This window comes from Lysobacter yangpyeongensis (genome assembly GCF_042655745.1).
Classification (GTDB): domain Bacteria; phylum Pseudomonadota; class Gammaproteobacteria; order Xanthomonadales; family Xanthomonadaceae; genus Agrilutibacter; species Agrilutibacter yangpyeongensis.
Genome location: NZ_JBHSNM010000001.1, coordinates 712,052 through 725,888 on the forward strand (window position 1 = coordinate 712,052; position 13,837 = coordinate 725,888).

Consider the following 13,837-nt stretch of genomic DNA (forward strand, 5'->3'; position numbering starts at 1 on the left):
GAAGGCGCCAGCGGCCGCGACGCCGGCATCGATGCAAGGTTTCCCGCATCGAAATGGCCGCAGCTGTCGCCGCGCGATGGGCTGGCTTCGCCCCGTGCTCGCGGGGGTGCGATTTCGGGCGAGCAGGGCAGCGCACCACGCCCCGTTGGCGTGCGGCAATTCGCACGAACGGGCGCACGCGCACCGTCCATGACGGGTGGCGGCAGTGCCCTTTGGCCGGCGCCTAGGACTTTTCCCAATTTTCCTCATCGGGAAGGATGCCTAGGCTGGTTCCAGCCGAAACGGTCCCGGGCCACCGGGAAGGACTTCGGGGGGATCTGGCAGACAGGCTTCGGAGCTTCCGCCTTCCGCTCGCACAGTCGACGCCGTACGGCCCAGTCCCCTGGCAGAACGGAAGAGCAGATGCGAGAACACGCACCCGTTGCACAACGAACGGCCCCTCAGGCAGACAGTGGCAAGATCGCCGCGTGGAGCTGGTCTGCATGCCTCGTCGTCGTTGCCTGCGTCATTGCCCTGCAGGCGCGCCGCAACGAAAAGGACCGCGATGCTTACGTGACCGTCCCTCTTGCTCTGCCCTCGCTTGAGCAGGACCTGCCGGCCGTGCCCTTGCCGCGTTCGTTGTCGCCGGGCGAGACCGCCATTCCGGACGAGAGCCTCGCGCATCTGGTGCGCAGCGAGGGCGCCGCGCACCGCATGCACGCGCGGCCGGCCGCCGTCCTCAACGAGGTCGCAGGCGCCGCACCGCCCGTGGCCGCGCAATCGCCGTCGCGGGCGGCTGCAACAGGTCATGCCTCCGGTCGCAGCATTCCACGTACATCGCTGGCGAAGGACCGCCACGCTGCGACGGCGACGCGCCCCGTGCTTCCCCTGCCGACCGCGCATGGGCACGCCGCATCGGTCGAATCCCGCGAACGGATCGTCCCATCCCGACCCGCGCCCGCGATGTACGGATACTTCCTGCAGGCGGGTGCCTTCCAGACGACGCAGGCCGCCGAAGCCCACCGCGCACGCATTGCCCTGCTGGGCGCACGCAGCCACATGGAGCCGGCGATGGTCGGCGGACTTCCGATGTACCGGGTGCGGCTGGGACCTTTCAGCGAAGCATCGGAGGTCCATGCCTGGCGCGTGCGGCTGGCGCATGGCGGCATTGCGGCGGTCCCGGTGACCGGCGGGGTGTCGCCATGAAAGACCACCGGATGGTGCGATCCTGGACGGGTATTGCCATGGCATGCGTGGTATCACGCCGATCCAATCGCTCCGGTGCATTCGCGCGTGCGGTACGGGTGGGCGCGCAAGGCCGGATGGCATGGGTGGTATCCCTCGTAGTGCAGCTTTCGCTCCGGTGCTATAACCCGGACTGTCATGCGGGGAGCTTCCGGCATGCAGGGGAAACAACTGTGGGGTCTTGCGCTGGTCATCCGTGCGGGGAGGCGCACCGCCTTTGGGCAGGCCGCACCTTCCACGACGCTTCGCGCGAACACCAGCGCACCGGATTCGATGCTTTTGCCGGCGGGATGCATTCGATCTTCGTAGCAGGCGAGCCGATCGCACCATCGGCCTGATCGCAGGGCTGCACAGTTCAGGGGGAGCACGCAATGGAATCGACTGGAATCCCGCGTCACGCGCGCATGACGCGCGGCAGCAGCGCTGCACGCGGCACGCTGAAGGTGAAGGCGCTCGACTGCGCGCTTGCGGGACTGCTCGCCGGCATGTCGACCGTGGCGGCGGCCGCCGACGACAACAACGCCGCCGCGGCATCGCCGTCGCTCGATTGCACGCAGCAAGGCTGCTCCGATAGCGACGGGCTGCTGTTCCAGCTGCGTACCCGCAGTTACGACGTGCCCGTGACGCAGGGCACCAATGCCAACTCTTCCTCCGAAGCCCTGCAACCCGACCGGCGCGTCACCGTTGCGATGGAGCAACCGGGACAGGCCGTGGTCACCGGCAGGTTCTCGGTGACGCTCGCGTGCGGCGCGGCGATCTGGGCGACGGAAGACCCCGTGCTCGGCCAGCCCGAACTGGCCGTATCGGCGCCGTCCGTGGTGCCGTTCGAAGACGGTCGCGTCATCGAACCCGTCGACTTCTACGTACGCGGCAACTATCCGGCCTTCATCGACCGCTACGAAATCAGCCTCTATCGCGCCAGCGATGGCGATCTGATTGAACCCTTGGCCTCCGTGCCCGTCGCCGTGACCGGGGTGTCCCGTGCGCAGTGGGACGGCGTGCTGTCCAAGACGCCCGGGCTGCGGGCCGGCGACGAGCTCGTGTATGTCCTGCGCGCCTACGACAAGGCCGGGCGTTACGACGAAACCCAGCCGCGTAAACTGCAGCTGGTCACGCCGCAGGAGGCCGAACGCACCGGCCAGCTGCTGCGCACGAAGACGCCTGACGGCGCCCGCCTGAGCGTCGACGAAGCGCTGCAGCGCAGCCTGGTCGACAGTGCATTCGCCGGCAACGGCCTGCGCCTGCAGAACATCCCCATCTACGGCTCGCGCATCCGCATCCAGGGACGGGATGTGCCCGAAGGCATGTCGCTTACCATCAACGGCGACGACTACCCGGTCGATCTGGAGCGCAAGTTCGCGGCCGAGTACCTCGTTCCGGTCGGCAGGCACGTGTTCGAGATCGTCGCCAAAGGCGGCGAGGGCACGGAAGAAGAACGCCACGAAGCGGAAGTCGACGTCACCGGCCGCTATTTCTTCGCGGTCGCGCTCGCCGACGTGACGCTGACCCGGAACCGCGTCAGCGGCTCGGATGCGGCGTTCGCCAACGACAGCCGCTACGGCGACGACATCCTCAGCGACGGCCGGCTGGCGTTCTACGGCAAGGCCAAGCTGCGCGGAAAGTACCTGGTGACCGCGCAGGCGGACACGACCGAGCGCGATCTCGAACACCTGTTCGACGATTTCACCCAGGCCGATCCGCAGGACGTCTTCCGGCGCCTCGATCCCGACCTGTACTACCCCGTGTACGGCGACGACTCCACGACGTACCGCGACGTGGACACGATGGGGCGCTTCTACCTGCGCGTGGACTGGGACAAGAACCAGGCGCTGTGGGGCAACTACGCCACCGGCCTGACCGGCACCGAATACGCGCAGTACGTCCGCTCGCTGTACGGCGCGGCGCTGAACTGGCGCTCGCCCGACACGAATCCCTGGGGCGATCCGAAGCAGGAACTGCGCCTGTTCGGCTCCGAAGCGCAGACGGCGCCGGGCCATGTCGAATTCCTCGGTACCGGCGGCAGCCTCTACTACCTGCGGCACACCGACCTGCTGCCGGGCTCGGACGTCGTGGTGGCGGAAGTCCGCGACCCGACCACCGGGCGCGTCGAGCGGCGCATCCCACTGCAACGCGGTGCCGATTACGAGATCGACGAACTGCAGGGCCGCATCCTGCTGACGCGCCCGCTTGCGCAGATCACCCGCGACAACTCCCCGACGCTCACCCGCGACGCCCCGCTGGATGGCCTCGAACAGCGTCTCGTGGTCGATTACGAATGGGTGCCGTCCGACTTCGACAGCGACCAGATCACGGCCGGCGGCCGGGCCCGGCACTGGTTCGGCGATCACGTCGGCGTCGGCGTGACCTATGTGGACGAAAACCGCGCCGGCGAGGACTACTCCATCTTCGGCGGCGACGTGACCTTGCAGGCGGGGAAGGGCACCTACCTCAAGGCCGAGTACGTGCAGACCCAGTCATCCACCTCGCCGGTGTTCTACTCGGACAACGGCGGCTTCAGCTTCACGCGCCTGGACGCGCAGGGGCCGCGCGAAGGCGAGGCCAAGCTGGTCGAAGCGCGCGCCAACTTCCGGGAGATCGGCTGGACCGACCAGGAATGGTCCGCTGGCGCCTGGTGGCGCGACATCGGCGAGGGCTATTCGCAGAGCCGCTACTCGCACGGACGTGCGGTCACCGAATACGGCGCCGAAGTGCTGGGCCGCTTCACGCCGCAGTTCGGCCTCTACGCACGCTACACCCGCGCCGAGAGCGGCAGCGATGCGCTCACCCAGGCGCAGGCCACGCTCGAATGGCACATCGACGAGAAGCGCACATTGAGCGGCGAAGTGCGCCGCGTGGAAGACAGCAGCATCGCCGATGCGGCCGGCACGCTCGGCGCGATCCGCTACTCGCAGCGCCTCGGCACGTCGTTCGACGTGTACGGACAGGCCCAGGTCACGCTCGACGACGATCACGGCCGCTACGACGACAACGATGCGCTGACGGTGGGCGGCAAGTACCTGTTCGGCAGCCAGTCTTCGGTGGGCGTCGAAGCGACCACGGGCGATCGCGGCGATTCGGCGCAACTCAACGCCGAATACTGGTTCAGTCCCGACTACACGCTCTACGGCGCCTACACGTATTCGACCGACAGCACGCAGCGCTCGCTGTTCGATCCCGACCCGCAGGGCGGCTGGACGCTGGGCCAGCGCTGGCGCCTGTCCAACCAGGTGACGATGTACAACGAGAGCCAGTTCCTCAAGGAGCCCTCGCAGAGCGGCATCGCCCACACCTTCGGGATGGACTTCTATCCGGGGCTGGGCTGGAACCTTGGTTTCACCCTCAACTCGGGCGAACTCGAATCGGCCACCGGAGTCGTCGATCGGCGCGCTGCCAGCATCAGCGGCGGCCGTACTTCACCCGATACCGAATGGCGCAGCCAGCTGGAATGGCGCCGCGATACCGGCGCCGAGCAGCGCGAGCAGTGGGTCAGCACCAACCGCCTGACGCACAAGATCAACGAGAGCTGGCGCATCGCAGCGCGCCTGAACTACTCGGAGACCGATGATCGGCTCGATCCGCTGGCAGGGGCGAAGTTCATCGAAGGCAACTTCGGCTTCGCGTACCGGCCGTGGGACAGCACGCGCTGGGGCCTGTTCGGCCGCTACACGTACCTGTACGACCTGGCGACCCTGGGGCAGGACGGCGGCGCACAGGTCGACCAGCGCTCGCACGTGCTTTCGTTCGAAGGCGTCTTCAAGCCGGGACAGCATTGGGAATACGCCGCCAAGCTGGCGCGTCGCGAAGGCGAAGTGCGGATGGGGCGCGGCGAAGGTCAATGGTTTGATTCCGCCACGACTTTCGCGGCGCTGCAGGCGCGCTACGAATTGCGCACGCAATGGCACGCGCTGGCCGAGTACCGATGGCTCGCAGTGGACGACGGCGGCACCAAGCGCGGTTTCCTGATCGGACTGGATCGCGACATCGGCCGCAACTTCCGCATTGGCGTTGGCTACAACTTCACCGACTTCAGCGATGACCTGACGGACTTCGATTACAGGCAGCGCGGTTGGTTCCTGAATCTCACGGGCCGCTATTGACGCGCGAGCGGAAGCGGCGCCGCGCGAATGGCCGGTGTCGTGCGGGTGCAGGCCGGCGATGTGGAAGCGCCGGTCGAGAACGAACGCTGAGGTGCGGTGAGTGCAACGGAACATGAGCAGGGAGAATCGTATGCGGGTTGCGTCCACGAAAGGTTGCATGGCGGCGTTGACGCGGCCCGTGGCGTGGGCGCGAGGCCTGTGCGTGGTGGTCGTCGGACTGGCGTCGCTGACGCTGGCGGCGCCGGTCGCAGCGCAGGTGCAGCGCACGATGATCAATACCGGTTTCGAGCAACCCGTTATTTCATCAGGGCCGAGTTCAAACTGTATCCGGTTTATTACTGACGTCGCTGTGCCTGGCTGGACTACGACCGATCCGAGTCGAGGAGGGCTGCATACAACAACGTGCCAAGGAGTGGCTATCCCCGGCACCAGTGGTTCGGGCCGCCCTATAGAAATGTGGTTTACAGGGGTTAACAGGGCTGATTCCGGCGGAGTGGTTTTGTCACGAGAAGGGAACCAGTTCGTTGAGCTCAATGCATTTACCGCATCCCGCCTGCGTCAGAACATCTGCCTGTTGAACGGAGAGACGGTGGGCTGGCAAGCCAGTCATCGCGGCCGCGCGAGTGCAACAGTGGCCGACGTCATGGAGTTCCGGATCGGGTCAACGCCCATTGCCCGCATGGCCACCGCAAACGATGGTGATCCTGGAACGATTACGGGTTTTCTGGGGACGGTGGATACGCCCATTCGCAACGACGACTGGGTGGACTACGGCGGCATCTTTTCCTACACCGGCACTTCGGGCGTGGTCGATCTGGGATTTGAAGCGATCAGTGCGCCGGGTGGTATTGCGGCAGGCAACTTCCTCGACAGGATCCAGATCACTCTGCGCCCGTTCGTCGAGTTCGCGCAGACGACGTACCTGCAAACCGAGGACAAGCCGGCGCTGAACGTGCCGCAGCTGCGCGTGGCCGGCACGGTGCCGGCGGGCGGCATGAACGTGCGGGTGACGATCACCGGTGGCACGGCGACGCTGGGGGTGGATTACCTCACGCCAGGCAACGCCACCAGCTTCGACGTGTTCATTCCGGCGGGGGTCTACGACGACACCCTGTTCAACCTGCCGGTGACGCTGGTGGACGACGGCCTGGGCGATCCCGGGGAGACGATCACGTTCGCGTTGGAACCGACGACCACCGCCGATCCCTACAACGTGGCCTCGCTGCGCAGCTGCGGCGGCGCACCGCAGACGGCGGCGACCACGACGATCAACGAGGCCGAGCCGGTGCTGCCGCGGCTGCAGTTGAACAAGGCGCTGGCTTCGAACCGCATTGCGACAGGCGACCAGTTCACCCTGCGCATCGTCGGCACCAACGGCGTGCAGACGACCACGACGGGCACGGGCAGCACGATCGGCAGCGGCAGCATCCAGGTGGCGCCGGCAGCGGCGGGCACCAGCTATACCCTGCGGGAGATCATGGCGACGGGGAGCACCTCGGCGCTGACCGCGTATGCGCCGTCGATCAGTTGTACCAATACGACGCCGCAGTCGACGACGGTGCTGCCCAGCGGCGCCGGCAGCGACTTCAGCCTGACCATCGCGGCCGGCGACAACATCAGCTGCACGCTCACCAACCGGTCGACGACGGCGCCGGCGGGGCTGCGCGTGGTCAAGAGCGTGACCAGCGGGTCGTTCTACGACAACGCCGGTGATGTCGCGACCTACAGCTATGTGGTGACCAACACCGGCAGCACGGCGTTGAGCAACCTGGTGGTGAGCGACAACAAGATTGCGTCGGTCAACTGCGGCGGCATTACCGCACTGGCGGTCGGAGCGAGCGTGACCTGCACCGGCAGTTACACGGTGACGCAGGCCGACGTGGACGCGACGATCGTGACCAACATCGTGCGGGCGACGGCGCGCAACCTGAGCAACCAGACGCTGACGGCGACGGACGATGCGGTGATCTCGCTGGCGGTGCCGACGTGGACGCTGGACAAGCGGGCGTTGAGCCCGACCTATGCGGCGGTGGGGGACACGGTCGACTACGAGTACGTGGTGACCAACACCGGCAACGTGACGATCAATGCGATCGCGGTGACCGACGACCGGATCGCGACGGTGAGCTGCCCGGCGAGCACGCTGGCCGCGGGTGCGCGCATGACGTGCACGGCGAGCTACACGGTGACGCAGGTAGACCTGGACGCGGGGTCGGTCACCAACATCGCGACCGCGACCGGCACGCCGACTGGCGGAACGCTGTCCACGTTGCGTGACCAGGCGACGATCACGGGGCCGGCGGCGGCGCCGGCACTGACGCTGGCCAAGACGGTGACGTCGGGCAGTCCGTACGACAGCGTGGGCGACGTCGTCGACTATCGCTACGTCGTGACGAACACGGGCAACGTGACCATCAACAGCCTGGTGGTGACGGACGACAAGATCGCGACGGTGACGTGCCCGGTGACGACACTCGCGCCGGGGGCGAGCACGACGTGCACGGCGAGCTATACCACCACGCAAGCGGACCTGGACGCGGGCTCGGTGACGAACAACGCGACGGCGGACGGCACGCCGGTGCGCGGGACGCTGGTGCCGGCGGCGGACAGTGCCGTAGCGACGGCGACGGGTCTGCCGTCGCTGACGATGGACAAGACGGTGAACAGCGGCAGCCCATACGACAGCGTGGGCGACGTGGTGAGTTACCGCTACGTGGTGACCAACACTGGCAACGTGAGGGTCAACGCGCTTGCTGTGAGCGACGACAAGATCGCGACGGTGACGTGCCCGGTGACGACACTCGCGCCGGGCGCGAGCACGACGTGCACGGCGAGCTACGCGATCACGCAGGCGGACCTGGATGCCGGTTCGGTAACCAACATCGCGACGGCGACCGGTACGCCGACGCAGGGCACGCTGACACCGGCGACGGATAGCGCGGTGGCGACGGCGACGGCGCAGCCGGCGCTGACGCTGGTGAAGACGGCGGTGGCGGGCGCGCCGTACGACGCGGTGGGCGACGTCGTCGACTACCAGTACGCGGTCACCAACACGGGCAACGTGACGGTCAGTGCGCTGGCCGTGGGCGACGACAAGATCGCGACGGTGACGTGTCCGGTGACGACGCTGGCGCCCGGGGCGAGCACGACCTGCACGGCGAGCTACACGGTGACGCAGGCGGACCTGGACGCCGGCTCGGTGACCAACACCGCGACGGCGACCGGCTCGCCGGCCCGCGGCACGCTGGCGCCGGCCACCGACAGCGCAACAGTCAACAGCGTGGCAACGCCGGCGCTGACGCTGGACAAGAGCATCGCGCTGGGCAGCCCCTACAACGAAGTGGGCGACCTGATCAGCTACCGCTACGTAGTGACCAACACCGGCCGCATCACGATCAATGCGCTGACGGTGAGCGATGACAAGATCGCCACGGTGACCTGTCCGGCCACGACGCTGGCGCCGGGCGCGAGCACGACGTGCGCGGGTGCCTACACGGTGACACAGGCGGATCTGGACGCGGGTTCGGTGACCAACAACGCCAGTGCGACCGGCACGCCGCGGCAGGGCAGTCTGGTCCCGGCGACGGACAGCGCGGTGGCGACGGGCATCGCCACCCCGTCGTTGTCGTTGGTGAAGCGCGTCGTGTCGGGCAACCCGTACGACGCGATCGGCGACACGGTCGGCTACACCTACGAGGTGACCAACACCGGCAACGTGACGATCGATGCGCTGGCGGTGACGGACGACAAGATTGCGACGGTGAGCTGTCCGGTGACGACACTGGCGCCGGGCGCGCGCACGACGTGCACGGGCACGTACACGATCGTGCAGGCGGACGTGGATGCGGGCTCGGTGACCAACCACGCCAGTGCGACCGGCACGCCGGCCAGCGGTGCGCTGGCGCCGGCGACGGACGATGCGGTGGCGACCTCGGCCGCGACCCCGTCGCTGACGCTGGTGAAGACCGCGGTGGCGGGCGATCCGTACGACGCGGTCGGCGATGGGGTCGACTACACCTACGTGGTGACCAACCCCAGTGCGATCACGATCAACGCGCTCACCGTGAGCGACGACAAGATCGCGACGGTGAGCTGTCCGGTGACGACGCTGGCGCCGGGCGCGAGCACGACGTGCACGGGCAGCTACACGATCACGCAGGCCGACCTGGATGCAGGCACGGTGACGAACGTCGCGACAGCGAACGGGGTACCGGCCAGCGGCACGCTGGTCCCGGGCCGTGACGTGGAGACGGTCGCGGCGACGGCCTCGCCGGCATTGACCCTGGTGAAGACGGCGGTGAGCGGCGTGCCCTACGACAGCGTGGGCGATGTCATCGGCTACACCTACGTGGTGACCAACACCGGCAACATCACGATCAACGACCTGGTGGTGGACGACGACCGCATCCTGGCGGTGAGCTGTCCGGTGACCAGCCTGGCGCCGGGGGCAAGCACGACGTGCACGGCGAGCTACACGGTGACGCAGGCGGACCTGGACGCCGGCTCGGTGACCAACCGGGCGACGGCGACGGGTTCGCCGCCGGCCCTGACCCCGCCCACGGCGGTGGAGACCGTCGATGCGGATGCATCACCGTCGTTGACGCTGGACAAGACGGCGGTGAGCGGCGTGCCGTACGACGCGGTGGGCGACGTCGTCGCCTACACCTACGTGGTGACCAACACCGGCAACGTAACGATCGATGCCTTGGGGGTGAGCGACGACAAGATCGCGGCGGTGACGTGCCCGGTGACGACGCTGGCGCCGGGCGCGGGCACGACCTGCACGGCGACCTACACCGTCACGCAGGCCGACCTGGATGCCGGGTCGGTGACCAACAACGCCAGTGCGACGGGCACGCCGGCGCAGGGCGTGCTGACGCCGGCGACCGATGCCGAGACGGTGGTGGCCACCACGACGCCGGCGCTGACGCTGGACAAGTCGGCGGCGAGCGGCACCCCGTACGACGCGGTGGGGGACGTGGTCACGTACGACTACCTCGTGACCAACACCGGCAACATCACCATCAGCGCGCTGGTGGTGAGCGACGACCGGATCGCGACGGTGACCTGTCCGGTGACGACGCTGGCGCCAGGGGCGAGCACGACCTGCACGGCGAGCTACACGATCGCGCAGGCCGACCTGGATGCGGGCTCGGTGACCAACAACGCCAGTGCCACCGGCACACCGGCCAGCGGGAGCTTGAGCCCGGCGACGGACAGCGTGACCGTCAATGCGACCACGACGCCGGCGCTGACGCTGGACAAGTCGGCGGTCAGTGGCGTGCCGTACACGGCGGTGGGTGACGTGGTCACGTACGACTATGTCGTGACCAACACCGGCAACGTGACGATCAGCGCGCTGGCGGTCAGCGACGACCGGATCGCGACCGTGACGTGCCCGGTGACGACGCTGGCGCCGGGCGCAAGCACGACCTGCACGGCGGCCTACACCATCACCCAGGCCGACCTGGATGCAGGGTCGGTGACCAACAACGCCAGCGCGACGGGCACGCCGGCCAGCGGCACGCTGGCCCCGGCCACCGACAGCGTCACCGTCGGGGCGCGGGCGTTGGTGCAATACGCGAAGACGGCGAACACGCCCGGCCCGGTGGCGGTGGGCGACACGATCGGCTTTGCCCTGACGGTGACGGTGGCCTACGCGCCCACCACGAGCGCGGTGATCCTGACCGACACGCTGGGCCCGGGGCTGACGTTCAACGCGGTGACCACGCCGGGCGCGTTCACGTGCACGGCCACCGGCAACGTGCTGACCTGCACATTGCCGGCCGGGCAGGCGCCGGGCACGTACACGGTGGGTTACAGCGCGACGGTGGATGCCACCGCGACGGGCACGGTCGACAACGCGGTGACCGGGGCCAGCGGCGATCCGCAGGATCCGGCGCCGACCTGCGGCGGCACCTGCACGACGGCCACGCCGGTGGCGCCGCCGGCGGTGCGCTACGCCAAGGTCGCCGACACGGCCGGCCCGGTGCGGGTGGGCGATGTGATCACCTACACGCTGACCGCGACGGTGAGCCAGTCGCAGACCACGGCGGTGACGACGCTGACCGACACGCTGGGCACGGGCCTGGCGTTCGGCGCGGTGACCGACGCCGGGGTGTACACCTGCAGCGCCACGGCGACGGTGCTGACCTGCACGCTGCCGGCGGGCACGGTGCCGGGAACCTACCCGGTGGTGTACACGGCGACGGTGACCAACCAGGCACCAGGCGGCGGCACGGTCGACAACGCGGTGACCGGCCGCAGCGCCGATCCGTCCAACCCGCCCACGTGCGAGGGGACCTGCACGGTGCAGGTGACGGTGATCGCGGCAGAAGTCGACGTGGTCAAGACGTCCGACCCGGCCCCGGGCACGGAGCTGGAAGTGGGGCAGGGGCTGACCTACACGTTGACGGCGACGGTCAGCGGGGCGGCACTCAATGGCGACGTAGTGCTGACCGATACGCCCGATGCGGGCCTGACGATCGGCACGCTGCCGGCGGGCTGCGTCCAGGGCGGTGGGGTGATCACCTGCACCTTGCCGGCGGGCACGGCACCGGGCACGTACACCTTCACCTACCCGGCGACGATCAACGACCAGGCCGGCGCGACGGTGGGCAATGCGGTGACGGCCACCAGCAACGGCAACCTGATCGTGGTGACGTGCGCGAGCTGCGCGACCCAGCACGTGGTGGCGGCCTCCGACCTGCGCATCGCCAAGGTGGCGGCGGTGCGGCAGGCGCACGTGGGCGACCTGGTGCGCTACACGCTGACGGTGCAGAACCTGGGCAACGGGCGGCTGCGCAACGGGACGATCGTGGACACGCCGCCGGCGGGGTTCACCTACGTGGCCGGCTCGCTGGTGGTGGACGACGAGGACGACGCGGGCACGGCCGAAGGGGCCGGTCCGGTGCGGTTCGGCGGCCTGGACATCGCCGGCCATGGCACGGCCACGCTGGTGTACCTGGTGCGGGTGGGCGCGGGCGTACGGCCGGGCGTGCACGAGAACAGCGCGCAGGCGTTCTCGCCGACGACGGGCGAGCCGATCTCCAATATCGCCACGGCGCGGGTGGAGATCGTGGCCGATCCGCTGGTGGACGACAGCCTGGTGTTCGGCACGGTGTTCAACGACTGCAATGGCGATGGCACGCAGACGCCGCCGGACGAGCGCGGCATCCCCGGCGTGCGGATCGTGTCCGTGGAGGGGCTGGTGGCGGAGACGGATCGCTATGGCCGCTACCACCTGGCGGGCATCCCCGGCGGTCCATGGGAGCGGGGGCGCAACTTCATCCTGAAGGTGGACCCGGCGACGTTGCCGGCCAATGCGGAGTTCACGACAGACAACCCGTTGCTGAAGCGGATCACGCCGGGCGTGCCGGTGCGGTTCGACTGGGGCGTGAAGCGGTGCGTGAAGGAGATCCAGGAGCTGCAGCTGGGCACGGTGCTGTTCGCGCCGGGCAGTGCGCAGATCCGCGAGCAGCACGGGCCGGTGATCGCGCAGATGGCCGCGACGGTGAACGCGCACGGTGGCGGCGAGGTGGTGATCGCGGCCGACGGCGAAGGCGAGGGGCTGGCCCTGGCGCGTGCGACCGCGGTGCGCGAGGCGCTGGTGGCCCAGTTGGAGGCGGCAGTCGCGGCGCAACTGAGCGTGAGCGTGCGTGCCGACGTCAACGCGCCCGACACCTTGGTGACGGGCGTGGGCGAGGGCGGTCTGGTGCTGGGCACGGTGCTGTTCGACACGGATGCGGCGACGATCCGGCCGGAGTTCGATGCCTTGCTGGACCAGGTGGCGGCGGTGCTGGAGCGGACGCAGGGCGGGGTGGTGACGATCGTGGGTCATACCGACGTGCGTGGAAGCCACACTTACAACGCGGCGCTGGGGCTGCGGCGGGCGCAGGCGGTACAGGAGGCGCTGGTCCAGCGGCTGAGCCCGGCGCTGCAGGCGAAGGTGCGGGTGCGGGTGCAAGAGAGTGAGGGCGCACCGGCCCTGCCGGGCGAGAGCGGACGCTGAGAACCAGCTAAAGGGAGGGCGCTGCGCCGCAGGGTAGGCGCCTGACCCCCGAGGTCTTCAGGTGCGGGGATGGAAACGGAACATGAGCGGGGAGAATCGTATGCGGGTTGCGTCCAAGAAGGCTTCCATGGCGGCGTTGACACGACGCCTGTGCGTGGTGGTCGTGGGGCTGGCGTGGTTGACGCTGGCGGCACCGGTCGTGGCGCAGGTGCAGCGCACCATGATCAATACCGGGTTCGAGGAGCCGAGCATAGACTCGACACCGGGCACTCTAGAAGCCTATTGCTATCGATACATTGCTGACACCGCGGTCCCGGGCTGGATTACCACCCACCCGGTGGCGGCCACCCACACTACTACTTGCCAAGGGACGACGATCGCCAGTGCTCCGAGCAGTGGCCGTCCCATTGAAGTTACGGCCAGTGGTGGTCGTGATCCGTACGGGCCTGGCGGCAATACCCATCTGCTTGCACGCGCCGGAAACCAGTTCGCCGAGCTCAATGCT

Annotated in this window: 3 protein-coding genes; all 3 read left to right on the plus strand. The window is 68.4% G+C overall.

Going from position 1 to position 13,837, the window contains the following annotated elements; translation table 11 throughout:
* Positions 1 to 552 precede the first annotated feature (552 nt).
* The 3 genes from ACFPN1_RS03065 to ACFPN1_RS03075 all read left to right on the plus strand — a co-directional run bounded on the left by ACFPN1_RS03065 (position 553) and on the right by ACFPN1_RS03075 (position 13,332).
* Positions 553 to 1,185 (plus strand): SPOR domain-containing protein, encoded by a 633-nt coding sequence (locus ACFPN1_RS03065; RefSeq protein WP_386752882.1) that lies wholly within the window; start codon positions 553 to 555, stop codon positions 1,183 to 1,185.
* A 410-nt stretch (positions 1,186 to 1,595) separates the two neighbouring features.
* Complete coding sequence (locus ACFPN1_RS03070) at positions 1,596 to 5,321, plus strand: hypothetical protein (protein ID WP_386752884.1); 3,726 nt, start codon at positions 1,596 to 1,598, stop codon at positions 5,319 to 5,321.
* Between the two features lie 733 nt (positions 5,322 to 6,054).
* A complete protein-coding gene (locus ACFPN1_RS03075) occupies positions 6,055 to 13,332 on the plus strand; it encodes a DUF7507 domain-containing protein (protein ID WP_386752885.1) in 7,278 nt (2,425 codons plus the stop codon).
* The last annotated feature ends 505 nt before the right edge of the window (positions 13,333 to 13,837 follow it).